The sequence below is a fragment of the Synechococcus sp. 63AY4M2 genome (assembly GCF_002760475.1).
Classification (GTDB): Bacteria; Cyanobacteriota; Cyanobacteriia; order Thermostichales; family Thermostichaceae; genus Thermostichus.
The window spans coordinates 511,026-536,897 of sequence record NZ_AXUX01000001.1 but is presented as its reverse complement, the minus strand read 5'-3'; the positions used below and the strand labels follow the sequence as shown (position 1 = coordinate 536,897).

The 25,872-nt window shown below is 60.0% G+C and carries 19 protein-coding genes and 2 rRNA genes (1 of these 21 cut by a window edge); 9 read left to right on the top strand and 12 right to left on the bottom strand.

The window, feature by feature from the left end; genetic code table 11:
* Nucleotides 1-12: 12 nt before the first annotated feature.
* From SYN63AY4M2_RS02440 to SYN63AY4M2_RS02425, 4 genes are all read right to left on the bottom strand, one after another.
* Nucleotides 13-1,740, bottom strand: a complete 1,728-nt coding sequence (locus tag SYN63AY4M2_RS02440; protein WP_011429943.1) for an ABC transporter permease subunit — start codon at nt 1,738-1,740, stop codon at nt 13-15.
* Between the two features lie 86 nt (nt 1,741-1,826).
* On the bottom strand, nt 1,827-2,111 hold the full coding sequence (locus SYN63AY4M2_RS02435) for a hypothetical protein (RefSeq protein ID WP_011429944.1): 285 nt from the start codon (nt 2,109-2,111) through the stop codon (nt 1,827-1,829).
* Nucleotides 2,112-2,194: 83 nt separating this feature from the next.
* The gene (locus SYN63AY4M2_RS02430; RefSeq protein WP_228375455.1) at nt 2,195-2,995 is read right to left on the bottom strand and encodes a hypothetical protein; all 801 of its coding nucleotides are present in this window, start codon (nt 2,993-2,995) and stop codon (nt 2,195-2,197) included.
* A gap of 530 nt (nt 2,996-3,525) precedes the next feature.
* Entirely contained in the window at nt 3,526-4,974 is a 1,449-nt protein-coding gene (locus SYN63AY4M2_RS02425) for a carotenoid oxygenase family protein (RefSeq protein WP_011429946.1), read from the bottom strand.
* Between the two features lie 166 nt (nt 4,975-5,140).
* Here SYN63AY4M2_RS02425 and ffh point away from each other — a divergent pair, with 166 nt between their 5' ends.
* From ffh to SYN63AY4M2_RS02410, 3 genes are all read left to right on the top strand, one after another.
* Nucleotides 5,141-6,592: a signal recognition particle protein gene (ffh, locus tag SYN63AY4M2_RS02420; RefSeq protein ID WP_099887173.1), complete on the top strand. Its 1,452-nt coding sequence runs from the start codon at nt 5,141-5,143 to the stop codon at nt 6,590-6,592.
* 9 nt (nt 6,593-6,601) lie between these two features.
* Nucleotides 6,602-7,057 (top strand): tRNA (cytidine(34)-2'-O)-methyltransferase, encoded by a 456-nt coding sequence (locus tag SYN63AY4M2_RS02415; protein ID WP_011429948.1) that lies wholly within the window; start codon nt 6,602-6,604, stop codon nt 7,055-7,057.
* 89 nt (nt 7,058-7,146) lie between these two features.
* Nucleotides 7,147-9,018, top strand: coding sequence for a penicillin-binding protein 2 (locus SYN63AY4M2_RS02410; protein ID WP_228375456.1), 1,872 nt, complete (start codon nt 7,147-7,149; stop codon nt 9,016-9,018).
* Nucleotides 9,019-9,157: 139 nt separating this feature from the next.
* Here SYN63AY4M2_RS02410 and SYN63AY4M2_RS02405 read toward each other — a convergent pair whose 3' ends face one another.
* The 4 genes from SYN63AY4M2_RS02405 to SYN63AY4M2_RS02390 all read right to left on the bottom strand — a co-directional run bounded on the left by SYN63AY4M2_RS02405 (nt 9,158) and on the right by SYN63AY4M2_RS02390 (nt 14,338).
* Complete coding sequence (locus SYN63AY4M2_RS02405) at nt 9,158-10,381, bottom strand: glycosyltransferase family 2 protein (protein ID WP_011429951.1); 1,224 nt, start codon at nt 10,379-10,381, stop codon at nt 9,158-9,160.
* Between the two features lie 180 nt (nt 10,382-10,561).
* Nucleotides 10,562-13,027 carry an HDIG domain-containing metalloprotein gene (locus SYN63AY4M2_RS02400; RefSeq protein ID WP_011429952.1) on the bottom strand — a complete coding sequence of 822 codons (2,466 nt, stop codon included), beginning with the start codon at nt 13,025-13,027 and terminating at the stop codon, nt 10,562-10,564.
* 68 nt (nt 13,028-13,095) lie between these two features.
* Complete coding sequence (locus tag SYN63AY4M2_RS02395) at nt 13,096-13,545, bottom strand: plastocyanin/azurin family copper-binding protein (RefSeq protein WP_011429953.1); 450 nt, start codon at nt 13,543-13,545, stop codon at nt 13,096-13,098.
* 43 nt (nt 13,546-13,588) lie between these two features.
* On the bottom strand, nt 13,589-14,338 hold the full coding sequence (locus SYN63AY4M2_RS02390) for a 4'-phosphopantetheinyl transferase superfamily protein (RefSeq protein ID WP_011429954.1): 750 nt from the start codon (nt 14,336-14,338) through the stop codon (nt 13,589-13,591).
* On the opposite strand from SYN63AY4M2_RS02390, the gene SYN63AY4M2_RS02385 reads away from it, so the two are divergent.
* Together SYN63AY4M2_RS02385 and htpG are read left to right on the top strand one after the other, a co-directional pair.
* Entirely contained in the window at nt 14,337-15,782 is a 1,446-nt protein-coding gene (locus tag SYN63AY4M2_RS02385; RefSeq protein WP_240527693.1) for an LCP family protein, read from the top strand. The genes SYN63AY4M2_RS02390 and SYN63AY4M2_RS02385 overlap by 2 nt on opposite strands.
* A 104-nt stretch (nt 15,783-15,886) precedes the next feature.
* Nucleotides 15,887-17,746, top strand: coding sequence for a molecular chaperone HtpG (gene htpG, locus SYN63AY4M2_RS02380; RefSeq protein WP_011429956.1), 1,860 nt, complete (start codon nt 15,887-15,889; stop codon nt 17,744-17,746).
* Here the strand turns inward: htpG and ribH are convergent.
* Nucleotides 17,740-18,330 (bottom strand): 6,7-dimethyl-8-ribityllumazine synthase, encoded by a 591-nt coding sequence (ribH, locus tag SYN63AY4M2_RS02375; RefSeq protein WP_011429957.1) that lies wholly within the window; start codon nt 18,328-18,330, stop codon nt 17,740-17,742. The genes htpG and ribH overlap by 7 nt on opposite strands.
* A 283-nt stretch (nt 18,331-18,613) precedes the next feature.
* Between ribH and SYN63AY4M2_RS02370 the strand changes: the two genes are divergently transcribed.
* Nucleotides 18,614-19,642 (top strand): LysR family transcriptional regulator, encoded by a 1,029-nt coding sequence (locus tag SYN63AY4M2_RS02370; RefSeq protein WP_011429958.1) that lies wholly within the window; start codon nt 18,614-18,616, stop codon nt 19,640-19,642.
* On the opposite strand, the gene SYN63AY4M2_RS13585 is transcribed toward SYN63AY4M2_RS02370, so the two are convergent.
* Nucleotides 19,524-21,890 (bottom strand): hypothetical protein, encoded by a 2,367-nt coding sequence (locus SYN63AY4M2_RS13585; RefSeq protein ID WP_240530477.1) that lies wholly within the window; start codon nt 21,888-21,890, stop codon nt 19,524-19,526. The genes SYN63AY4M2_RS02370 and SYN63AY4M2_RS13585 overlap by 119 nt on opposite strands.
* A gap of 86 nt (nt 21,891-21,976) precedes the next feature.
* Here SYN63AY4M2_RS13585 and SYN63AY4M2_RS02365 point away from each other — a divergent pair, with 86 nt between their 5' ends.
* The 3 genes from SYN63AY4M2_RS02365 (at nt 21,977) to SYN63AY4M2_RS02355 (ending at nt 25,250) form a co-directional block, all read left to right on the top strand.
* Entirely contained in the window at nt 21,977-23,518 is a 1,542-nt protein-coding gene (locus tag SYN63AY4M2_RS02365) for a cryptochrome/photolyase family protein (protein WP_011429960.1), read from the top strand.
* A gap of 68 nt (nt 23,519-23,586) precedes the next feature.
* Nucleotides 23,587-24,189 carry a transcriptional regulator NrdR gene (gene nrdR / locus SYN63AY4M2_RS02360; protein WP_011429961.1) on the top strand — a complete coding sequence of 201 codons (603 nt, stop codon included), beginning with the start codon at nt 23,587-23,589 and terminating at the stop codon, nt 24,187-24,189.
* Nucleotides 24,190-24,413: 224 nt separating this feature from the next.
* Nucleotides 24,414-25,250, top strand: a complete 837-nt coding sequence (locus SYN63AY4M2_RS02355; RefSeq protein WP_240530337.1) for a hypothetical protein — start codon at nt 24,414-24,416, stop codon at nt 25,248-25,250.
* Between the two features lie 109 nt (nt 25,251-25,359).
* Here SYN63AY4M2_RS02355 and rrf read toward each other — a convergent pair.
* Nucleotides 25,360-25,477: ribosomal RNA gene (rrf, locus tag SYN63AY4M2_RS02350) — 5S ribosomal RNA — on the bottom strand.
* Between the two features lie 58 nt (nt 25,478-25,535).
* Nucleotides 25,536-25,872, bottom strand: a 23S ribosomal RNA gene (locus SYN63AY4M2_RS02345); it runs 2,473 nt beyond the window's last position.

Genomic DNA, 25,872 nt, shown 5'->3' with positions numbered 1-25,872 from the left:
TGGCCTCAAAGATTAAAGGTGATATTTTTCTTCCGCCAATTGATACAACCGCCGCCAGAAAAGGCGATTGATGCCCACCACAAACAAGCTCATCATGCCAATGCCCAAAGTGATGCGGGGCCAATCTCCCACCGCCGTTGCTTCCGCAATATAGGTGCCCAATCCTGTAGCCTTAAGAGTGGTGGATCCCCAGGCCACGATCTCCGAGACAATGCTAGCGTTCCAAGCCCCGCCGCTGGCCGTGATCCCCCCGGTAACCCAGGCGGAAAAGATCCCCGGAATAATCAGCTTTTGCCAGCGCTGCCATCCCCGCAAGCCCACATCCACGGCCATTTCGCGCAAATCGGTGGGGATGCTCTGGGCGCCGGCAATGGAATTGAAAAGAATGTACCACTGCGCACCGAGCGACATGAGCAAAATGCTGCCCCACTCAATGCTGATCTGGGTGCGGATAAAAAACAAGGTGGCAAACGGAAAGAGGAAATTGGCCGGAAAAGCTGCCAGAAATTGCACCACCGGCTGCAGCAGCTTCGCCAGGCCTGGATTAAAGCCGATGGCCACCCCAATCGGCGTCCAGATCACGGTGGCGAAAACCAACAGCACGCTGACCCGCAGCAGGGTGAGGATCCCCAGCCCAAAGGTCAGCAGCACCTCCCCAAAGCCCACGGTGGTGGTTACAAAATAAACAATCCAAATCCCGATCCCGGCAATGGCAGCCCAAGAGAGCTGAGTCAACAGCCGCTCGCGGCGTCGCTCCGCCTCTGGATTGGGTGGATCCCCCCAGCGCAGGCGAGTTAAATGGGACAACAGCCGATCCGCCAATTCTCTGGAGGGAGCTAGCCAATTGCCAATCAGCCGTGGGATCCGCGCCGTGGTTAGCAGATCGTACAGCCACGACTCCGGGGCAGCCGCGCCGGCGCTCTGCTCCAGGCGAAACTTATCCGACCAGGCCACCAGAGGCCGCCAAAAGAGCTGATCCACCAGCAGAATCACCACCGCCATGGTCAAAAGCGCCCAACCCAACTTGGGCAGATCTTCCGCCTGGACGGCAGCTTCCACATAGGATCCCAACCCCGGCAGCGTATATTCCTGGTTGAGCACGCTGATGGCCTCGCTGGCGGCCACAAAGAACCACCCCCCGCCAAAACTCATCATGGCGTTCCAGATGAGGCCCACCATCGCCGCAGGCACTTCCAACTGGACGAAGCGCTGCCAGCCGGATAGGCGGTAGAGGGTGACCGCTTCCACCAGCTCCTGCGGCAGGGTGCGCAAGGATTGGTAAAAAGAAAAAGTCATGTTCCAGACCTGGCTGGTGAAGATGGCGAAGATAGAAGCTGCCTCCAGCCCCAGCAGGCTGCCGGGAAAAAGCGCGATAAAGCCGGTAACGGTGATGGAGAGAAACCCCAACACCGGCACCGATTGCAGGATGTCCAGCAAAGGGATCAAAATTCGCTCCGCCCAGCGGCTTTTGGCGGCGATATACCCGTAGATCAGGGTAAAAAGGGTGGAAAAGGCGAGGGCGATGAACATGCGCAAGGTGGAGCGGGCGGCGTAGTAGGGCAGGTTGCGCGGATCCAAGTCGATATGAGGTACCACCGCCGGCGGCTGAAACCGCTCAAAAGTCCCTGCCCCCACCTGCGCCACCAAGCCCAGGAGAACCAACGTACCCAAAATGATGGCCCCATCGGCAGCCCCAGCCGGCAGCCGACGGAGCACCTCCGGAGAAGGAAAAGTCCGCATGTCCCCTGAATGGGCCTGGCATCCGCCCCCAGTGTACACTGTTTGCGGTTAAGCTAGGAGCGCTTCGAACTGGAGGATCCGGCCCGCTACTCTTCCTCCGGTAACTCGGGAGGAGGTTCATTCCACCTGGGATCGTCAAGGATGGCTTTTTTGGTCTGTTTGAGCTGTTTCCACAGCTCTTTAATTTGGCGATAGGCCTCTTCCGGCGTGATCTTGCCCCCCGTTTCTAAGCTACAAATCAGCGACACCTTATTGCTAAATTCTTGGAGATTGGCATCGAAAATTAAGTTCTGCGGCTTTATCTCACCCCAGTAGGGATAGCGAGGGGAAATAAATTCATCTTTGTTGGGAGGGGGGTTTGACTCTGCCATGTCGCAACCACGGTGAAAGGTTTATTACAACGAGGTTAATATCAGAAGTGCAGTAGAGACAACTTCGTATCCAGGAATGGAGGCTACAGACGTTTTTTCTTGATCGGCTTAGCTGGCTTGGGTGCTTTGGCAGGATCCGAGGGCGAATAAGGTTGAGCTGAGCTTAGCTGTTGCCCGCGAGTGGAGGGGGGAGAGTGTTTCTTGAGTTTGGGGCGGGGAGTGGAACGCTTCGGGCGTGGCGGCGCCTTGAGCACAGGACCGATGGGAGTTCCTGCCTCCACGTAGAGCAGGGATCCGCGGCGGCGCACCTGCAGATCCCAGAAGATGCCCACTCCTTTGCCCGGCAAGGATCCGATCAGGCGCAGTTTAAAAGCCTGAGGCTTGGGAGCTGTTGCCGCAGGCGATGCGGCGCCCTTGGCCGTCTGGGCCCGCTGAGGGGAAGAGCCGGCGGAGTTCTTTTTGCCGGATTGACGGATTTTGACGATAATGAACCCTTTTTCCTGCGATTGGAAAACGACCTCGCCGCGAATGGAAAACCAGTCCGGCACCACCGTCGGACGGGATCCCTCTGGCAGAGTTTGCCCCATTTCTTCTGGGGCCCACACCCCCATCAACTGCACGTGCAGATCCTGGCTCTTGTCGCGGGTGCGGGGATAGACCACCCACAAATAGTTGCGTTCCGGCTTCAGGTACTTGCGCACCAGGCTCATCACCCGGCCTAGCAGTACCGCATTGAGATCTAAACCATCCGAGGTGCGCAAAATCCCGCGAGTGAAGTGGTTGGGCGAGGGAATGTAACGCCCCTCGATGAGGCCAATCGCCCGGTACTGCATCTTCTCCCCGGGCGGCGGGATGGGCTCCAGGCAAGGTCGCTCTCTCCCCATCGCTTTCTTCTGCTCTAGCGTAGCGGCGGCGGCGACAACAGGCTGGCCCCCACCAGCAGCTGACCCGACATCTTGAGCTGATCCCCTGGGCTCGCTGGTTGAGGTGGGCCTGGGGGGCCGTACAATTCGAAGGGGACGTCTCAGATCTGAGGACATCGTAACGGTTCCGCTGCAGTCAATCCAGGATGTTTACCAGAATGCCCAGCGGTGGGCGACGACGCTGGGAGGCAGTGCAAGACATCTGCCGTTGCCAAAACAGGGCTTACCTCTGCCCTTGACCCAAGACCCGCTCAACACACCACCGAGCTTTACCAGCCTTCCTCTTTTCCTCCCGTCAGCTCAGCAGACCCGCCCAAGGCCTGCGCCCAACAAGTCGCGGTTCAGCGGTTGTCAACACTGTAGCTGAAGTCTAGCCGATAGTAGCAACTGCTCCGGCCCAGGTTGCAGAATGTTGAGCTACAGAGCCGCACCTTTTCCTCAGCTCGCGCCCGGCGGCCCGGGACTAACCCAGCCATGCCAAGATCCCTTCCCTATCTGGCCTCTACCCATGTCTGAGGGGTGAAACTGCCGTGGAGGCCGTAGGGAATGTGATGCCGCAAGGGGATCCGCGCCACCGGGCCGGCAGCCAGGTCTGAGGCATCCAGGATCACCACCTGCGAGCGCTGACTGGCGGCATCAAAGACCACTGTTACAATCCAGCCGGCTTCCTCTGCAGCGTCCTCAGGATCGGGGATGAATACCGGCTCTCCCACAAAGCCGCGGGGGGCAAAGCTGTACTGCTCGCTGCGGCCTGTTGTCGTGTCCAACTTGAGAATGGCCTGCAGGGGGGCGTTGGGGCCGGGAGCATGGGTAGCCCCAATGTAGATGTAGCGATGGGATCCCCCCATACGGGCCGGATGGATAGCCGGAAACTCCACCGAGCGATCCAGCAGTAGCTCCCGCTTAACCTTGCCCGCCTTGGGATCCAGCTCAAAGCGCCACAGCTTGCCGGCTGGCACCTGGGCAAAGTCAATTTGCAAGTAGTCAGCCCCTGGCTCCAGGGCAGGGTAGGCTTCGTAGAGAACGGCATCCACCACCACCTGATCCCCAACCTCGTAGCCGTTGACAAAGTGGAAAACAAACCCCGGCTCCGTTTGCAGTTGCAGCGGCTCGCCCTGTTGGGGAAATAGCCAAATGCGGGTGGGCTCTCCTTTTTTTAGGGTCAAGCAGGTGCCCGCCGGCTGCAGGCCCAGCATATAGGGCAAGGGGTTGAAGGCCACCGGATTCTGGAAAAAGATCCAGTAGCGGGGCGTCCAGACAAAGTCGTGCAGAAAGGCAAAACCCGGCAGGCGGTAGTCCCGCTTTTCCACCAGCCTTCCTTGGGCGTCGACGCGGTAAAACAGCAGCGTGGAGGAAGGTCCTGTCTGCACCCCAAAGGCCATGAGATCCCCCGTGGCTGGATCCCGGCGGGGATGCGCCGTAAACGGCTGGTTGGGGGCAAGGGCACCGGCAAAGGTCTCGCTCCCTTCGGTGGCCAAGGTGGCGGGGTTGAGCCGATAGGGAGCGCTGGCCTCCCAAAGCGCCAGGAGCTTGCCGCCTTGGTAGATAACGTTGGTGTTGGCGGGGTTTTTGAAGCGCAGATCGAGGAAATTGGCCCACCAGCCTCCCGGCTTCTGGGTGCCGAATACGCCGCGGTAGAGCACCCGTCCCGCCTTCTCCTCGGCCTCAAACTCGGGAGTGCGCACAAACCGGTTGCGGAAATGCACCCGCCCGTCAATAAAGGTGATGGCACACACCATGCCGTCGCCGTCGAAGGGATGGCCGTAGCGCTGGGATCCCGCCTCCAGCTTGCCAGGCCCGTTGCGGAAGAGGGTTCCCTGCAGCCTTTCGGGGATCCGCCCCTCGATTTCCGTCGCCCAATAGTCATACTCCTGGCGTAAAGAGCGATAGCCCAACTGCCAGTCGGTGGTGCTGTAGGAGCGGGAAGCGACGCTGACCATGGCCAGTCTGCAAGCGACGCCTTCTATTGTTGCTTAAACTTTCGTAAAGTAGCCAGCCTTTCTCGGCCCAGGTAGCGGCTGGGGCCGGGATCCCCAAGATGGAGCTGCCCCAATTGAACTATGGTAGGAAATGCCCTAGCAGCCCTTGACAGGATGAACAGCGCTCATGTTTGATGCCCTCTCCGAGAAGTTGGAACTGGCCTGGAGAAAACTGCGCGGCCAGGACAAGATCACCGAAACCAACATCCAAGAAGCCCTGCGGGAGGTGCGGCGCGCCCTGTTGGACGCCGACGTCAACCTCCAGGTGGTGAAGCAGTTTATCGAGGACGTGCGGCAGGCCGCTCTGGGAGCTGAGGTCATCCTGGGGGTGACGCCAGACCAGCAGTTTATCAAGATCGTCCACGACGAGCTGGTGAAGGTAATGGGGGAGGCGAATGTGCCCATTGCCCAGGCGGAACAGCCCCCCACCATTGTGGTCATGGTCGGCCTGCAGGGATCCGGCAAAACCACCACCTGTGCCAAGCTGGCTTTGTATTTGCGCAAGCAGGGCAAAAGGCCGCTCCTGGTGGCCGGCGACATCTATCGTCCGGCGGCCATCGACCAGCTCAAGACCCTGGGCCAGCAGATTCAGATCCCTGTCTTCGACCTGGGCAAGACGGATCCCGTCGAGATCGCCCGCCAGGGAGTGGCAGCCGCGCGGGAACAGGGCTACGACTACGTTATCTTGGATACCGCCGGTCGCTTGCAGATCGACCTGGAGATGATGGCGGAGCTGGAGCGGATCAAGGCGGCGGTGCAGCCCCACGAGATCCTGCTGGTGGTGGACGCCATGATCGGGCAGGAGGCCGCCAACCTCACCCAGGCCTTCCACGAGCGGCTGGGTCTTACCGGCACCATCCTCACCAAGCTGGATGGGGACACCCGCGGTGGAGCCGCCCTCTCCATTCGCCAGGTGTCCGGCCAGCCCATCAAGTTCGTCGGCGTCGGCGAAAAGGTGGAGGCCTTGGATCCCTTTTACCCGGATCGCATGGCCTCGCGCATTTTGGGCATGGGAGACATCCTCAGCCTGGTGGAAAAAGCCCAGGAGGAAATCGACCTGGGAGATGCCGCCCGGATGGCGGAAAAGATGATGACCGCCCAGTTCGATTTCACCGATTTCCTCAAACAAATGCGCCTGATCAAGCGCATGGGATCCCTGGCGGGGCTGCTGCGGCTGATGCCGGGGATGGGCAAAATCAGCGAGGAACAATTGCAAAAAGGACAAGACCAACTGGCCCGCGCCGAGGCCATGATCAACTCCATGACCCCCGAAGAGCGCCGCAACCCGGATCTCTTGGCCCGCAGCGTCAGCCGCAAGCGGCGGGTGGCCCTGGGCTCTGGCCACAAGCTGGAGGATGTCAGCCGGCTGGTGAGCGATTTTCAGCGCATGCGCGACATGATGCGCAGCATGAGCCTGGGCGGCCTTGCAGGGATGCCGGGTGGACGAGGCCCACTGCCGGTGGGCGGCCCCCAGTGGCGAGGACGTTCTGCAGCGCCGCCGCGACAGCAGCCCAGCCGCAAGCCGGGCAAAGGTGGGGGCAAAAAGGGAGGCGGTAGCCGCGGGTTTGGCAGCCATTGAGAGCGGCTCATGCCCTTCCATGTTGTTTTGGTAGCTCCGGAGATCCCGGCCAACACGGGGAACATCGCCCGCACCTGTGCAGCTACCCGCACGCCCCTCCACCTGGTGGATCCCTTGGGGTTTCGCCTCTCGGATCGCTACCTCAGGCGGGCGGGGCTGGACTACTGGGAGCACGTCCAACTGCATCGCTATCCCTCTTGGTCTGCTCTGGTGCAAGCCCACCCCGAGGCGCGGTTCTGGTGCTTTAGCGTGCGCGGCAAGGCCCTCTACACCGAGGTGGCCTATCAGCCAGGAGACTGGCTGGTGTTCGGCAGCGAAAGCCGTGGCCTGGATCCTATGTTCTTGGAAACCTATCCCAGTGTGCGCATCCCCCTGAGCGGGCCGGTGCGCAGCCTCAATCTCAGCAATGCGGTGGCGATCGCCCTCTTTGAAGCGTTGCGTCAACAGGGATTTTCCACCCAATGAGGCGAAAGCTGGCCGGACAAGGCGATGGGCGGCAAACTAACGGTGGTATCTAGACAGGAGTGGCAGTGGAAGACAGGTCTGGAGCCGGTTTGGGCCAGCAACCTTTGCAGACCAGACAGAGAAGCCGGCAACTTGCCCAACGGCAGCGGGGCAGACCTGCTTGGCCCCCTTGGCCGCCCAGCCACCGGCCCCAGGGATCCCGGCTGGCGTGGCTTTTGGGGGAGCGGATCCCGACAGTCCGACAACTAAACTTTCGCATCGCGGCGGTGGGCCTGGTTCTGGCTGTCGCCCTGGTGGGGGTGGGGGCACGTTTGGTCTATTTACAACATCACCAGGGCCCGCTCTTACAAAAGCGGGCCGAGGCCCAGCAGCGGGCCCAGCTCCGGCCCTTCATCCCCCGCCGCTCGATTGTGGACCGCCACTCCTTAGCTCGGCAGCAGGCGGAGCTGTTGGCTGTAGATCGCCCTGCCTATACCCTTTGGGCCCATCCCCGCCTCTTCGGCAAGCGTACCCCCCAGGAGATTGCCACTGCTCTGGCCCCTCTGCTGCGGCGGCCAGTTGAGCAACTGACCCAGCAGTTGTCGGCCACTCACGCGGTACGGCTGGAGCGCTGGCTGTCGCCGGAAGTGGCGACTCAAATTCAGGCCTTGTATCTGGACGGCCTGGAGCTGGTGAGCGAGCGGCAGCGGGTCTATCCCCAGAAGGAAATGGCCGCCGAAGTGGTGGGCTATGTGGATCTGGATCACCGCGGCCAAGCGGGGCTGGAGTACTCTCAACAGGTCTTGCTGGAGCGGACGGTTCAGCACCTTACCCTTCCCCGCGACGGCTACGGCCAGTTGTTGGCGGCCGAAGTGCCGGAAGGACTGTTGCAATCCCACGAGACGGTGCTGCAACTCACCCTGGATATGCGGCTGCAAAGGGCTGCTCGCGCCGCCCTGAAAACGCAACTGGAACGGTTTCAAGCCCTACGGGGCACGGTGATCGTCCTGCAACCTCACACGGGAGAGATCCTGGCCCTGGTGAGCGAGCCCACCTACGATCCCAACCGCTACTTCGAGTATGACCCTGCCCTTTTTCGCAACTGGGCTGTTACGGATTTGTACGAGCCGGGATCCACCTTCAAGCCCATCAACATCGCCATTGGGCTCGATGCCGGCGCCTTCACGGCCAACGAACGGGTCTACGACGCGGGGCAGATCTGGATTGGTCGCTGGCCCATCCAAAACCACGACTACCGCCAGCGGGGTGCCCATGGCTGGCTGAGCGTTACCGAGGTTCTGCGCCTGTCTAGCAACGTAGGCATGGTGCACCTGATGCAAAAGCTGGATCCCCGCCAGTACTACCATGCCCTCCTGCGGCTGGGATTGAACGAGCGCAGCGGTGTCGATCTGCCCTTTGAGCCGCCCAGCCGCCTGAAGCCCCTGCGGCAATTTGTAACTGTACCGGTGGAGCGGGCCACCGTCGCCTTTGGCCAGGGATTGGCCCTCACGCCTTTGCAGTTAGCCACCTTGCACTGCATCATCGCCAACGGCGGGCTGAAAGTGCGGCCCCACGTGGTGCGCGGTCTGGTCGAAAAGGATACAGACACCTTGGTTTGGGGATCCCCGCAACCCCAGCCGGTGCGGGTGCTGTCGGAGCAGGCTACCCTGGCGGTGCGCATCCAAATGCGAGATGCGGTGGATTTTGGCACCGGGCAATCGGCCAAGATCGAGGGATATGAAATCGGCGGCAAGACGGGCACGGCCCAAAAGGCAGGGCCGCGGGGAGGCTATCTGCCTGGCAAGCGCATCACCAGTTTTGTGGCCTATTTCCCCGCCCTTCGCCCCCAGTACGTGATCTTGGCCGTGATCGACGAGCCGCGGGGAGAAGATGCCTTCGGATCGACAACGGCGGCTCCTGTGGTTCGCTCGGTTATCCAGGAGATCATCACCCTAGAGGGGATCCGTCCCAATTCCCCTTGACATGGCCTGATCTCTATCCAATGGCAATGGAACCGATCGAGAAGCCGATCCTTAACTCCTTGGGAGAGGAGTTGAGGATGAGGGCACTGGAGCAGAGCGCTTCAGGAGTGTCTTAATTGGGTCTGAAATAACCAGACGCTCAAGACTTGTCGCCCCCGGGATCCAGCTTAGCCTCTGCACTTTTCCAGCTCAGCTTGGAGTTGAGGTAGAAGTTCCAGAATACAACAATACCGATCGCAATTAAGTTGGCCAACAGATAGTGAATGCCCAAGCGCTCGCTCAGCAAAATCACCAGCGAAGAGTTAAGAAACAGGCCGATCAAACAGATCATATTAAACTTGGCCAGCCGCTTCAGGCGGTTCGAGAGGCCCGGCTGCAATCGGGTAACATGGCGAAACGTCCACAGATCGTTCCACAGGAAGTTATTGAGAATGGCCATTTCCGAAGCGATCAGCTTACTCGTGATGAGATCCCATCCTAAGTTGGCCGGGTCGTGTAACAAATAGAGCAAAACCATGTCCACCACCGTGCCTGACAGGCCGACTGTGCTGAAGCGCAAAAAGGCTCCCACCTGCCCTAGCGAGAAGCGCAGGTGAATGAGATGGTGGAGATACTGAAGACAGGTTTGCAGTTGAATTTTGCTCTCGCCGTTTTGGCGCTCCTGAAAGATGTAGCCGACTTCAGCAATGGTTGTCACCCGGCCCCGTGCCAGCACCTCGATCAGCAGCTTGTAACCCTTGGGGCTGAGCGGGATCCCGGCAATGGCCTGGCGTCTGACCAGAAATAACCCGCTGAGCGGATCCGACACCCGCCTAAAAACCCCTGGCAGCAAAACCAGCCCGATGGCTTGAGCTCCCCGAGAGACGAGGCGCCGGCCCAGGTTCCAGTGGCTCACCCCCCCCGACCCCACGTAGCGGCTGCCCACCACTAGGTCTGCTCCCTCTTGGATGGCAGGCCATAGCTTGAGAATGATCTCCGGCGGATGCTGCAGATCCCCGTCCATCACCCCCAGCACCTCGCCGCGGGCCGCTTGCCATCCGCGCAACACAGCCGTGGCCAGGCCCCGTTCCCGCTGGCGGCAGATAACTTTGAGTTGGGGAAGCTCCTCTTGCAGTTCCTGGGCCAACTTGGCGGTGTAATCCGGGCTGTTGTCGTCCACCACAATCAGCTCGTAGGCTCCCGGTAGAATCGTGTCGAGGTGGGCGCACAACTGCCGGATCAGGCTGCAAATGCTGGAGGCCTCGTTATAGGTGGGAACGACCAGCGAAAGTTGGACAGAGCTGGGTTGAGAGAGCGGCGGGATCTGAATAGGGACTGCCGAAGCTTGCAGATGGGTGGACGAAGCAGGAGCTACATGAGGCATTCAGCAGGCCATCCAAAAACGAGGGTAACGGATCCTAAGCGGAGAGCTTGAGTGCAGGTCAAACTTGGAGCTGTGTCGCTTCGCAACAGCGCCACGCGCCACCGGCGCAAATGATCCCTTATCGTACCGATGGATGAGCTCTGGGACTAGACTTTTCTCGACCTACTCAGCTCGCCGAGGCTAGGGAGATCCCGTTGAAGGAGTCATCAGCACGGGCATCTGGGCCTGGGCAGCGTCGGACTCAGGCGAGGGCAGGGCAGGGGCAGGACTGGGGTAGGGAATGCGCTCGTGGTTGGATTCCCGCCACACCTCCACAAAAGCGTCTGCCACCACCTCCAGATCCCGCAGCGTCAGACCGCTATCGACCAGTTGGCCATCTTGCCAACGGGCCTGGGCGATTTTGCGGACAACGGCCTTAGCCCGCTCAACCACCTCAGGGCCGAAGCCGTCGCTCAGGGTCATGCTGCGCAGGGCCGCCTCACAGGCATCGGCCAGCATCACCACCCCTGTCTCCTTGCTCTGGGGGATGGGGCCATCGTAGCGGAACGGCTCCTCGGGCACCGGTTGATCTCCGGCTTTCATCTGGGCTTGATGGTAAAAGTAAGCAATCAGGATCGTCCCCTGGTGCTCAGGGATAAAAGCTTGGACGGCGGTGGGCAGATTGTATTGCTTGGCCAGGCGCAGCCCATCGCTGACGTGCGCTTTGATGATCTGGGCGCTGCGGTAGGGATCGTCCAGTTGCGTATGGGGGTTGAGGCCGCCCATTTGGTTCTCGATGAAGTAGCGGGCCTGCAACATCTTGCCGATGTCGTGGTAGAGGGTGCCGGTGCGCACCAGCTCCACGTTGAGGTTTAACTTCTGGGCGGCCCGTTCCGCCAAAGTGGCCACAAACAGGGTGTGCTGAAAGGTGCCAGGGGCCTCTGCCGCCAGCCGCCGCAGCAAGGTGCGGTTGGGGTTGCTCAACTCGATGAGGCGAATGGGGGTGGCCAGGTCGAACAGGCGCTCCAGGTAGGGGCTGGCCCCCAGGGCCACAATGCTCCACCCCAGCGTGATCCCTCCCCCCAAGGCCATCGCCAATAGGTCGATGCCGCCCGTTGTGGTCAAGCTAGCAGCCGCATAGGTGAGCATCTGCACTGCCGCCGCCCCTCCTCCCAGCAGGGCCAGCTCTTCGCGGGAACGCGAGCGCCCGGCCAGGGCGCAGGCCACCACACTGCCGGAAAGTAAGGGCACAAAGGTGAGTAGGTTGGCAGCAGAGACCAAGGGCAAAAACAACGCCTGGCCCACCACTACCACCAGGCCCAGCCCAGCCCCGTAAAAACTGCCCAGCAACAGCCCCACCGCCGGCAAAGAGCTGAACTCCAGCTTGAACAAGGCCGCCAACAGGGGAGCAGTCAGGGAAACCATCAGGATCAACACCCGATCCCGGCGGCGCAATCCCGGCTGCAAGCGTTGCTGCAAAGGCACGAAGACAGCCAGGCCCAAGCCCATGACGCCAGCTACCCCCACCAGGCCCCAGATGTTGATCCGGCGCTGGGTAAAACCAAAGTGATCCAAAATCAAAAAGATCTCGGGGGTGATGACCTGATCCACTCGCACAATTACCTGGTTCTCGGCAACCGAGATCAGGACGGGCTCAACTTTTTCCAGCTCGGCGCGAATGCGCTGCTCGGTGCGCTGCGGATCCACCTCCAGATTGGGGATCAGCACCTGCTGCAGCCACTGATAAACCAGCCCCTGCAGCTCCCGCCGCTGGGCGGCACTGCCCGGAAAGGCCAGATCGTCCAGTTGGGCTTGGATCCCTTCGGCGCGCACCTCGCGGGGCAGGCCATCCACAATGCCTATCTTCTGCAGGCGCTCCAAGACCCGCCGGCTCAAGTTTTGCAAATGTTGCCAGTCGGCCTCCGTCAAGTTGAGAACCGTGGCCGGGACAGGGGGGGTGAGCTGTTCCAGAGACGGCAAAGCCCCTTGGTAGCGCTGCTGTGCCGCCTCCACCTGGGCAATTAGCTGGGTATAGGGATCCGTCGCCGCCGTCTGAGTGGCCGCTCCATCCAACCAGGCCCGCTGCCAAACCTGGACCAGCTCTTGCCTGGCCCGCTGGTCGGGGGGAAGCTGCTCCGGACGCCTTTGTGCCGGAAAAGGCGGAGCGGTCGAGGGGGTGCCGATGGCCGTTTCCCGCACTGCCGCCTGTAAGGCCTCCCATTCTTCGGGTGGCAGTTGGCGCAGATAGATCTGAGTAGGCAGGGAGAGCAACTGAACGGAAACGTAGGGCAGAGGGCCGGCCTCTTGCCGAATCGCCTCCACTGCGGCCAGGAGGGCCTCCAGATTTTGCCGCATGCTCTCGTTGGCGGCGCTGTTGATTTTGAGGGCCTGTACCACCCGCCGTCGCGCCTCGGCTTGCCGGGCCTGGGTGGCCTCCACGTCCTCGATCTCTGCCGCTGCAGGGGCGAGAAACGTTTGCGGGGAGCGGCTGCCAACGGTCAGTTGCGGCTCGTTGTAGTAGCGGATCCCGTGGACGGCAGTGAGGGAGAGAAGCGCTAGGGCGTAGCCGACAACCCGCTCGGAAAGGGGGGGCTGGGCTTTTCGAGAAGAGGCTGCCTGAGGTCGCCGGCTCCAGCGCTGCACTGGGGACGTGAGGGGGTTTCTCATAGAAGGATTTGCCTGGCAGCGTTCTTCTCTTTTCTATCCCCTTTTGCTCCCCTAGCCCAGGAGATAGCCTAGTCGCCAATCGTGATCTGCCCGATCATACCCGCTTCGGCATGGCCGGGAATGGTGCAAACCAGAGAGTAAACCCCAGATTTCAAAGGAATAAATTGCCACTCCACCGCCGCGCCTGGCTTCAGCTCCAGTTCTCGGATCTGGCCCTTGATTTCCACACCGGCCACTTCCAACTTGCGAGTCCAAACGGCATCGGCAAAATCTTTGGCACTGAAATAGTGCTTCAACTGGCTGGGGTTGCTCAAGTGCAAACGATAGAGGTTGCCGTTGCGAAAAAAGAGCTCTTTGGGCACAAAGACCAACTGGTTGTCGGCAGTACCTAACTCGACAGCTTTGTCCTGGGGCGTTTGCCGCGACAGATCTCGCGCCCATGCCGGATGCGGGATCCCGACGAACCCAATCCACAGACAGAGGCCCAAAATGAGGAAGTGACGCAGCCCACTCCACATGGCGACACCCTGAAAACTTAGCTTGGAAACCCAAGATAGCAGCTCAAGTGGGGGTCAGGGGAGCGGCACTTTCATAGAGCCGCACAGTCGGAGCTGCCTCGCCGGCTTCCCGCTGTTCCATCGCCACAGCGGCAACATAGCCCTCGGCAACCGGCAGAGGCAGGGTCAGCCAACAGGGATCCCCGGCCCCGATCCTGGCTCCAGCCAGCCCCACGCCCATGGCTTTCAGGAGAGCTTCTTTCTGCGTCCACAGCTCCAAGAAAACCCTCTCCCGCTCTGCTGGTGGACAGATCCATAGGCGGGCCTGGTCGGCGGCGGAAAAATAGCGCTGGGCAATGCGCTGCCAGCGGGGCACGGGCCGGATCCGCTCTAGGTCCACGCCAATTCGACGCTGCAACGTCAAGCCAACCAGGATCCACTCGTGGGAGTGGCTGAGGTTGAACTGCAGCGGTAGGGGTGGATCCGGCCAATAGGGCTTGCCGGCAGTGGTGTAGCCGAGGGGGATCGCGTGGGGAGGGAGGCCGCTGTAGCGGCCAAGCAGGGTTCGCAATAGCAAACGACCACCCAGAAAGCGACGCCGAGCCTCCAGCCGCTGTAAACGCTCCGCGCGCTGCCGTTCCTTCTGAGAAAGAAGATCAAGCTGAGAGAGCAACTCCGCCAGCGGCGGCAAGACTTGGAGCCACAAGTGCACCTCCGACTTCGCCAGCAACAGTTGCAGGGATCCCGCCGGGGAAGCTGCCATCTCGCCGAAGTTGGGTATGGACAGTCCTAGAGAATAAGGATGCGGTAACATGACCTTGAATTGGTGGGGTTGGCAACACCACCTAGACAGTACACCCCTTCCTGCAGGCGCTCGCGAGGCCCGGTTTGACCTGATGTCCTCTTTCCACTATCCACCCCGCCCAGACCGTGTCCGCGCCGCTCGTCAGCAGGCCATTCGCCAGGGGATCCTTTGGCTGTTGTTGGGATTCACGGCTGTGTTGGCGGGCTCCGCCGGCGCCTTCTTGGCTGTGATGTTGCCCCGTCCGGTGATCCCCACTTCCCTCACTCCCGGCGAACAAGAAGCCTTCCGTCCGGATGCTTTGCGGGCGGCAGCTCTGGATCGCTCGTTGCATATCCTCATTCTCGGCACCGACAACCCGGATCCCGCCCTGCCCTTGTCCAGAGAACGGGAGCGTCTCAACACCCGCACCGACACCATTCTCTTGGCCCGCTTCGATCCCCAAGCGCGGCGGATTACCATCCTATCCATCCCCCGCGATACCCGCGTGCGCTTGCCCAGCTTTGGTGTCACCAAGATCAATGCAGCCAACCTGGTGGGTGGACCAGCTCTAACGGCCCAGGTGGTCAGCACCTTGCTGGGCGGGATCCCGATTGACCGCTACGTTCGCCTCAATACCGATGCCCTGGAAGAGCTGATCGATGCGGTGGGCGGTGTGGAAGTCTACGTGCCGGAGCCGATGCACTACGTAGATCACACGCAGCGGCTATTCATCAACCTGGAGCCCGGCTGGCAACGCCTCAACGGCGAACAAGCCCACCACTTTGCCCGCTTTCGCCGCGATCACCTGGGGTTGGGGGATATTGGTCGGGTGCAACGGCAACAGGAACTGCTGCGGGCCCTGAGTCGAGAACTGCTCTCCCCCGCCGTTTGGCCTCGGATCCCGAAGGTTTTGCAGGTCGTCCGCACCCACCTGGATACCAACCTCACCTGGGAAGAGGTTCTGAGCTTGGCCAAGTTTGTCCTCACCTCTGGGGGCGATCGCATCGACCTGGTGCTGTTGCCGGGCCGCTTCAGTCAGCCAGGAGAATTTTCCACCAGCTATTGGCTGCCGGATCCAGCCGCGATCCGACGGGTGGCTGTCTCCCACTTTGGCCTAGAGGCAGAGGTAGCCCGCATTCCGCCGCAACGCCTGCGCATAGCCGTGCAAAATGCTACCGGCAAGCCGGGAATGGCCCGCCGCATGGTGCAAGAACTGGTTAGACAGGGTTATACCCAGGTTTTTGCCGTCGAAGACAGCCCCCAGGTGTTGCCGCAAACAGAGATCCTCGCCCAAAGCGGGGATCGCGAGGGAGCCAAGCAGGTGCGGGCCGCCCTTGGGCTAGGAGAGCTGCGGGTGGAATCCACCGGCGTGCTCAACTCCGACATCACCATTCGCATCGGCCAAGATTGGGCCCAGCAGCTTACCCTCGATATTGACCAGGCGCAGAGTCCGGCCAGAGGGGCTCAGCTCTAGGGCCGGTTCGGTGGCGAGTGCGGATTTCTGGAAACAGTTCGGCTTGTCGGGGCCTCTGTTGCCTCTGTAGATTGGCACTAGCTTGTTTGCGTGCTGAGCCATCTATGACTGTGCTGGAACAGGGATCCATCACCATCCACACCGAGAACATCTTCCCCATCATCAAGCAGTCTCTCTATTCGGATCGGGAGATCTTTTTGCGAGAGCTGATCTCCAACGCCGCCGATGCCATTGCCAAGCTGAAGATGGCCAAACTGGCTGGCGAAGTGGCGGATCCCCCGGAGCCAGAAATCACGATTGCGCTCAACAAAGAGGCCAAGACCCTCTCGGTCAGCGACACTGGCATCGGCATGACTGCCGAAGAGGTGAAAAAATACATCAACCAAGTGGCCTTTTCCAGCGCTGAGGAGTTCCTTCAAAAGTACAAAGGCAAAGACGCAGAACAGGCGATCATCGGCCACTTTGGCCTGGGGTTCTATTCCTCTTTTATAGTGGCGCAGCGGGTGGAGATCGACACCCTTTCCTATCAGCCGGGCAGCACCCCTGTGAAATGGTCTTGCGACGGCAGCCCAACTTTTACCCTTTCCGATTCCCAGCGCTCCGCCATCGGCACCACGGTTACCCTTTACCTCAGCCCGGATAGCGAGGAGTACCTGGAGCCGGGCCGCATCCGCGAATTGGTGCGCAAATACTGCGACTTCATTCCCGTCCCCATTAAACTCAACGGAGAAGTCATTAACCGGCAAAAGCCCCTCTGGAAGATTCCTCCCTCTGAGCTCAAGGATGAGGATTACCTAGAGTTTTACCGCTACCTCTATCCCTTCCAAGAGGATCCCCACTTCTGGGTACACATCAACACAGATTACCCCTTCATCGTGCAAGGGATCCTCTACTTCCCCAAGCTGCGGCCTGATATCGATCCCACTAAGGGTCAGGTCAAGCTGTATTGCAACCAAGTTTTTGTCCAGGATAACTGCGAAGAAGTCATTCCCAAATTCCTCCTGCCTCTGCGCGGCGCCATCGACAGCCCAGACATTCCCCTCAACGTCTCCCGCAGTTTTTTACAAAATGACCGTACCGTCAGGCGCATTGGGGATCACGTGGCCAAAAAGGTGGCGGATCGCCTCAACGAGCTCTACAAAGAAGACTACGAAAAATATGTCAAGGTCTGGCCGGATATCAGCCTCTTCATGAAATTTGGGGCGATGAACAACGACAAGTTCTTCGCCCAGATTAAAGACATTCTCATCTTCCGATTGGCCGGATCCCCTGCCGATAAACCTGAGTACGTGACCCTCAAAGAGTACCTGGAGCGCACGCGGGAGAAACAGAATAAGCGGGTTTACTACGCCACCGACGAGGCAGCCCAGAGCGCCTATATCGACCTGCACCGCTCCCAAGGACTAGAAGTCATTATGCTGGATAGCTGGATCGACAGCCACTTCAGCAGCTTCCTGGAGCGGGAGTATCGGGAAGAAGGGATCCAATTTAAGCGGGTGGATTCCGAGCTGGACGAGACGCTGATCCAAAAAGACAAAGCTGCCGAGCTCGTCGACCCGGTAACACAAAAAACCCGCAGCGAAAAGCTGGTGGATCTCTTTCGTCAGGCTTTGGGCAAAGAGAAGCTGCAGATCAAAGCCGAGGCCCTCAAGTCGGAGTCGGTTCCGGCTATGATCCTGCTGCCGGAGGCGCTGCGGCGCCTGCAGGAGCTTAATGCCATCCTGCAACAGAAGCCAATGGAGTTTTTGGAAGAGCACACGCTGGTGCTCAACACCGCCCACCCCTTGATCCAAAACCTGCAGGCTCTGGCCGAGGAGGGGCGGGATCCGGAGCTGGTCAACCTCATCTGCAACCACATCTACGATCTGGCGCTGATTACCCAGAAAAGCTTTGACCCGGCAGCCGCACGGGCCTTTGTGCAGCGTTCCAACGAGGTGCTCACCCGTTTAACCCGCCGTCAGTAGGCGGCACCCTCCAGAGTTACCCCCGGCTGCAGGGCTTCCGCTCCACCGGGCAGAGAGGGGCGGGAGGCCGCCCCATTGCTGGCAGCCCTGTCGCTCCCTTGCAAGAGGGGAGCTACTTGGCGCATCAGGGTGGCCATCTCCAGAGCGCTCATGGCGTATTCCCAGCCTTTGTTGTTCTTGATCCCAGCCCGCTCCAGCGCCTGCTGTAGGGTATCGGCGGTGAGGATCCCGAAGATGACCGGCACGCCGGTGCGAAAACTGGCTGCCGCGATCCCCTTGGCCACCTCTGCTGCCACATAGTCGAAATGGGGGGTTTGGCCCCGAATGACCGCCCCCAGGCAGATGATGGCATCGTAACGGCGGGACTGCGCCAGTTGGCAGGCCAACATAGGCACCTCAAAGCTGCCGGGCACCCAGTAATAGTCCACCTGCTGGCTCTCCGAGCTGACATCGATGCCATGCCGCTTCAGGGCATCTTGGCACCCCTCCAACAATTTGCCGGCAATCAAATCGTTAAACCGACTGATAACAATGGCCAGACGCAGATCCCCCGTCTGAACAAAATTGCCTTCGTAAACTGCCATCTGCGCTGCTCCGGGAAAAAACCAGGCGCTGCTCCACACCGCACAACCGTGTCTTCCTATCCTAATTTACCCTTCTCCTCCAGATCTGCCCAAAAAGGGGTGGTAGCACCTGGCCTTCGACATTCTCACAGTAGCTAAACGGCTCGCCAGTCCCTCTCCGTCCTCCAGAAGAAGAGCCCGCGGAGACCCGCTCGAGCCGGCGAGCTCTCAGGGAAATCTCGCCAAGGGTCATAGATTGAGTTTTATGATTTAAGAGTAAACCTTTAGTGATCCTTGATTCTCCATGAAGGCCATTACGCTGCACCAGTTGCAAATCTTCGAGGTTGCTGCCCGTCATCTCAGCTTCACCCGTGCCGCTGAGGAGCTTTACCTGACCCAGCCCACGATTTCCATGCAGATCAAGCAATTGAGCAAATCGGTGGGGCTGCCGCTGTTTGAGCAGGTGGGCAAGCGGCTCTATCTCACAGAGGCGGGGCAAGCTTTGTACCAAACTTGTCAAAAAATCTTTGAGCAGTTGAACGAATTTGAGATGACCCTCGCCGACCTGAAGGGGTTAAAACAAGGGCGACTGAGCATTGGTGTGGTCACTACGGCCAAATACTTTATTCCCCGCCTGCTGGGCACGTTTTGTCAGCGGTATCCCGGCATCGATGTATCCCTCAAGGTGCTGAACCGGCAGCAGGTTTTGGAGCGACTCAGCCACAACATGGACGATCTCTATGTGATGGGGATGCCCCCGGAAGATTTGGACGTGGTGGCGCAACCTTTTCTAGAAAATCCCTTGGTGGTGATGGCTCCTATTCACCATCCTTTGGCGGGCCAGAAGCGGATCCCCCTGGCCCGTATTGCTCAAGAGCCCTTCTTGGCCCGCGAGCCCGGCTCCGGCACCCGCATGGCGGTGGAGCGGCTCTTCGACAAACATAACCTCAAGCTCAACATCCGCATGGAGATAGGCAGTGGCGAAGCCATTCGCCAGGGCATTATCGGCGGGCTGGGCATTTCGGTTTTGTCTCAGCATGTGTTGGCTCTGGGAGATTGGCAAAACCATTTGACCATTTTGGATGTGGAAGAGTTTCCCATCCGTGGATTTTGGCATTTGGTCTATTTGCGCTCCAAGCGCCTCTCGGTGGTAGCCAAAGCTTTTGCCGATTTCCTGCTTTCTCAAGTTTCTCAAATAGATCTGGATCTTCCTCCTAAAGAGCCGCGCAGAGCCAACTCAAGTCCCAATCCGGATTGGCTTTCTGGCAAAGGGGATAAATTGCAGCCGCCAGCTCTTGCTGCAACCCCTGGAGGCTCCGAAAATCATGGGTAAAAAAGACCCGTAAAAATGCCAAATAGGCCCGTGCCCAATTGTCTTCGGGATCCAGCTCGACAATCCGCTGAAAATGCCGCTGGGCTGCTTGCGGCCGCAGCAGGGCCACCTCCAGCAACGCCAGCTCGTAGTGGCTTTGGATCTGCCGTTCCCGCCAGCTCTGGGCGGCTGCCCATTGCTCTTCTCCCTCCAGCAGTTGCCGGATCAAAACCCGATCCGGATCGGTGAGGAAAGTTGGATATTGCAACGTCGTCCAGGCGTTGAGGTAGAGGGAGAGCGCCTCCAGATCCCCAATCGCAGCCGCCCTAGCTGCCTGTTGTAGGAGAAAGAGGGGATCTCCAGGGGAGATAAGGGATCCCCCTTTCCCGCTGCGGGATCCCTCCCAGGGCTGACTGAACGACCGACGCCTTCCCTGGGGAGGTTGCCACTCCAGGTGGAGGATTCCTTCTTTGGTTGCCAGCTCTGGCCAGGCCAAGATCTCCTCCACCTGCCAACTGCCGGCGGCGTAGGGCAACAGGCGGTTCTGTCCCACCACCCAGGCCCGCTTGGCCAAGACCTGCCCCTGGGGATCTTCCAGTCGCGCCCAGACGAGGGTTTGCGCCAAGTCCTGGGCTGGCCCCTGCCAGCGCAAGTGCCAGGCTGGGATCCCTTCCTCTGGCAAGACCTGGAGCTCTAGCAGCTCCACCGCCTCTGCCGCAGCGGGCAACTCTTGCAGCACAACCCTGGGCTTGCTGGGGAAGTAGGTGGACAGCCGGCCCACCGCCGGCAGATCAAAATGCTCTTGCTGCCAGTCAGGACTTTTGTCTAGGAGTTGCCGAATTTGCTCCTTAGCTGGACCGTAGGGGCCGACAATTCCTTGCTCCCCTGGCGCATCCACAAACCCATCCAGAAGCGCCAGCTCCACCTCTGGCCAGGGGGTTTGGCCGGCGCCGCGGAAGGTGATGGGCCAGCGCTGTAGGGCCGCCAAGTAGCTGAGAGTTTCCGACGAGATCAGCTCGGTGTTGGGAAGAACGCCTAGGGTGGCGGTCAAACCTGGCTGCACCCGGGATCCAATCCACCGCGTCAGCTCCTGTTGAGGGTGCTGCCCCTGCCAGCGCATCTGGATCCCTTTCCAGAGCGGAGCCACGCCGGGAGCGAGGGGCTGCCCCAGGTTCAAGAGGGCCAGAGCTCCCAGGGCTAGGCTCATGCCCACTCCCCGGCGCAGCGCCCTTTCCCCCCAGCGCTCGCCCAAGTAGCGCCAAAGCTTGGCCAGCCCTCCTGCCGAGAGGATGGCCAGCAGGGGCAACAGCGGCAAAGTAAAGCGCACATCCTTAATGGCTACCAGGGTGTAGAGAAGGTAGCCCCCTCCGTAGAGACCCCAGAGGAGAGCCTCCCGCCGGCTTGGGGATCCCCACAAGCTCAGCAGTGGCAAGGGGCATAGCCAAGGGCCCATCTGCAGGGGCAACCAGCGCAAGTAGGCCGTCCACCAGCACAGGGATCCCGCCGCACAGGTGACGTAGTAGTGGGCGGTGTCGGCATAGGCCCACCCATTGCTGAGCACAAACAGCCAGTTAGCTCCATACCAGGGCCAGCACAAGAGCAGCGTCACCCCCATTCCCAGGGCCAGGTGGGCCAGCCGCAGCGGCCAAGGGATCCTCACCCCCAGCGGAACAGCCAGCAGCGGCGGCAGCAAAAACAGCACCCCCGTCCACTTGGTCAGCAGCACCGCCCCCCGCCAGGACGGCTCCTCCGCGTAGGCCCACAGCGCCCAAAAAGCCAGCGTCACCGCCACCAGCAGCGGCAGCTCCAGCATGTAGACATGAGCCAAAGCCGTGATCCCCGGATAGAGAAGCACCAACACTGCCGCCAGCCAGCCCACTTCCCAAGAGCGATAGGCCCGCCACCCCAGCCGCTGGGTGGCCAGGGTCAGGATCCCCAGCAACACCAAATTGAGCAACTGCCCATCGGCCCGGCCAAACGGATGCAGCGCTGCCAACGGGATCCCCAACCAATAGGCCAGAGGCGGGTAGCGCTGGTTCAAGTGCAAAAACTGCTGCCACCACAGCCCTTCCCAGCGAAACCGGCTCAGGTGATCCCCAAACGCCTGCGCCTGCAACAGGTGCTGCGCCTCATCCCAGGCCGGCGGCAGGGGATCGCTCCAGTTCCAAACCAGCAGCAGCAGCAGCGCCACCATCCCCAGCCCGGCCCAGACCTGGAGAAAGGGGATCCCTTGCCCCTTTTGGACCTTCCTTCTGGCTATCTCGCCCATAGCCGGCTGGATCCCCTCCCTTTAGCGTTCTGCCCCAGAGCTAAACTCAACCTGGATCCAGCTATCTAAGCTATCCAGAATTCCCCATGACCGTCTCGACCACGGGTTCAGAAGGAGTTTGGATCCTTTCGGATCAACTGCATCCGCAGCAATCTGCCCTGGCCTCCCTCTCAGCCCTCCCCCCCCACCGCGTTCCCGTTCTCCTTGTCGAGTCCCACGCCTGGGCCAGCTCCCGCAACCATCACCAGCAAAAGCTGGTCCTGGTCTGGTCGGCCATGCGCCACTTTGCCCAAGAATTGCAACAGCGCGGCCACCCCGTCACCTATGCGGAAGCCGAAGACTATGCCGAACCCCTGCAAGCCTGGGCTAGGCAACATCGATTGCAACAGATCCGCCTCATGCAGCCCACCGATATTCCCGTCCGGGATGAGGTGGAAAAGCTGAGGTCTGCCCTCCCCTGCCCCCTCCTGGTCTTGGAAAATAACCACTTTCTCTGGACAGCCCGCCAATTTATCGACTGGGCCTCAGGCCGCAAGCGCCTCCTCCTAGAGGACTTCTATCGCCAAGGGCGCAAACGCTTCCGCATCCTCATGGACGGCTCCCAGCCCCTCGGCGGGCGCTGGAACTACGACCGGGAAAACCGGCAGCCTCCCCAACCTGGCCGGCGCTACCCGCCGCCTCTGACGTTTCCCCCCGACGCCATCACGCAGGCGGTGATGGAGAAAGTGCGGCGCCATTACGGCCACCACTTTGGATCCCTGGAAGGCTTTGGCTGGGCCGTCACCCGTGCCCAAGCCCTGCAGGTGCTTGAGGACTTCATCCAGCACCGCCTGCCCCACTTCGGCCCCTGGCAGGACGCTATGCAAGTCGAAGAAGACTTCCTCTACCACTCCCTCCTTTCCCCTTACCTCAACCTAGGGCTCCTCACCCCCCAAGAAGTCATCACCGCTGCCGAGCAGGCCTACCATCGCGGCGGGATCCCTCTCCCCTCTGCCGAAGGCTTCATCCGCCAGATCCTGGGCTGGCGGGAATACATGCGCGGCTTCTACGAATACCAAATGCCCCAGGGCTATGCCCAGACCAACTTTTTTGGCCACTACCGCCCCCTGCCCGACTTTTTTTGGACAGGCGAAACGGACATGGCCTGCCTGCGGCACACCCTGAGGCAAATTCGCCGCCATGGCTATGCCCACCACATCCAGCGCCTAATGGTGCTCAGCAATTTCGCGCTCATCAGCGGTATCCAACCTCAAGCCGTAGAAGCGTGGTTTCACGACGTGTTCATCGACAGCTACGACTGGGTGATGCAGCCCAACGTCATCGGCATGGGCCTCTTTGCCGACGGGGGCATGCTTTCCACCAAACCCTACGCCGCTTCCGCCCAGTACATCCGCAAAATGAGTGACTACTGCCGCCATTGCCGCTACAATCCCAGCGAAAAGGTGGGCGAACGGGCCTGTCCCTTCAATACCTTCTACTGGGATTTCCTGTTGCGCCACCGGCCCCTTTTGCTTCCCTTGGGAAGAATGAAAGGGGTACTGGCCCACCTGGATCGCCTCCAGCCAGAGCAGAGGGCCCAAATCCAAGCGCAAGCCGCTGCTTGGTGGGAGTCCACCCCCAATGCCTAGCTGTCTGGTATTCACTAGAATTGGAGCACCCTCTCTTCACGTGTTACTTGGTTCAAGGAGCCCACGTCATGAAATGTCCCCGCTGCGGCAAGCAAGAAATTCGTGTTTTAGAGTCCCGTTCGGCAGAAGGTGGCCAAAGCGTGCGGCGGCGGCGGGAGTGCATGTCCTGTGGCTATCGCTTCACCACCTATGAGCGCATCGAATTCATGCCCATCATGGTCATTAAACGGGATGGATCCCGAGAGAGTTTTAACCGCAACAAGATCTTGCAGGGGGTGATGCGCGCTTGCCAAAAAACCCAGGTTAGCGTCAAGCAGATGGAGGAGTTGGTCAACGAAATCGAAGAAAAACTGCAACTGGAAGACGTTCAAGAGGTAACTACCCTACGCATTGGCGAGATGGTACTGGAGCGCCTACAGCGCCTGAGCGAAGTTGCCTATGTGCGCTTTGCCTCCGTGTACCGCAAGTTCCAGGGTATAAAAGACTTTGTTACCGAACTGGAACAGTTGGAACGGTTGGAAACCCACCTACGACGAGATCTGGAGCGGCCGTTGCGGAACTCTCCCCCTTCAGAGTCGGAATCCACAGCTTCTCCAGACTGGGTGGGGGGTATTCCCCAACTCCTCGATCAAAACGACACCTCGAGCAATCTCTCGGAGATCCCGAAATAACGCTTGCGGGCGAGAAAAACTGCTAGAAAGGGGCTCCCATCCAAAAAGCTTAGCGGTATGCTTGGGTTAGCAATTGCCGCTTACACTAAGCATAGCGCTAGGCATCCTCGGCCGGTCGGTGTTCAGCGCTACCCCTGGGTGATCCTTGCGGCCTTGTCTGTTCGGGATCCCCGCCTGCCCACCTTCCTCAGCTTTTCATCCTTTCTGACGGATTGATTCAACTTATGCAGTACGACTTTCGGGGTTCTAGCCCCTCTGAAGCTCGCAACGGCAACCCCAATGGCTTGCCCGGCAACAGCAGCTTTCGCGCCCCTGCCTCACTAGAGACCGGGCCGGGGACAGTGCCAATCCAGGTATATCAACAAGTGGCTGAAGAGCTGGAATCTGCCCGTCAGCAGGTGAGCCGCCTCTCCTCCGAAAACCAGCGCCTGCGCGCTCTGCATCAACAATTGTCTGGAGAAATTACTGCCATCGCGCAAGAATTTCAGGGGCAATTGGGCCAGGCCTTGAAGCGCCTACAGCAAATCAGCCTACGGCTTGCTGACACAAGCCAAGCCGCTGCTCTTGAAAGAGAGGCTGCTGCAGCCCCTTTTCGAGGGGATGGCCTGACCTCAGAACATGACCAAGCCTCTCCCTCCTATGATTTTTTGAATCGCCTCAAGCGACGCCAAGCTCGCAGCGAGGTTTCACCCTTCCCTGGCAACGTCTATCCAACTCCCTCTTACTCTGACTTTGCCACCCCCCCCCTTGAGCCCCGATCTCAGCCCTCCACTCTACCCCCCCGTCCCCGTCAAGACACTCCTGCTGAGCCTCCTTACCCCCGTGCCGGCTATCAGATTCCCTCCTTGGAAGAGTTGATGCAGAATATGGGTGGCGAGGTTCATGCCACCAGTGTCTACCAACGGGTGCGCGATCAACATCACGGATCCCAAGGATCCGTTTTGCTTTGGATGGCCGCTGCAGTTCTTTTGGTAGTCGCCTCTTTTGGATTGGGCTTCGTAGCTGTACAACCCTTTTTGCGCAACAACCCATCACCCGCTCCTGTGAAAGCACCCCAATAGTCCCGGAGAAGGAATTCCGTACACCCTCTACACCCATAGAGACTGCAGAGTTACCCCTTGAGATACGCAACAACCCCCCTTGTATTGGGGGGTTGGTGTGGAGAGATGAGCCTGGCACCGAGCTAGGTTACCGGAGGGTCACCCCTCAAGTAGGTTCGCCGCTGATGCGTTTCACGTCCGAGTTCGGGATGGGGTCGGCGTGGTTCCACATCGCCATAGGCACCAGGCAAAGGGAAAAACACCTTGAAAGCTGCACAGCAAGAGAAGGCAGAACACCCCTGCAGTTGGGTCAAGCAGACGGTCTATTAGGACTCCTCGGCTGCATGCATTGCTGCACTTCCACCTAGAGCCTATTACCGGGTCGTCTTCCCGGGACCTTAACAGAGGACTCATCTTGAGGTGGGCTTCCCACTTAGATGCTTTCAGCGGTTATCCACTCCGCACATGGCTACCCAGCGTCTACCGTTGGCACGATAACTGGTACACCAGCGGTACGTCCCTCCCGGTCCTCTCGTACTAGGGAGAGCTCCTCTCAATCCTCTCGCGCCTGCACCGGATATGGACCGAACTGTCTCACGACGTTCTGAACCCAGCTCACGTACCGCTTTAATGGGCGAACAGC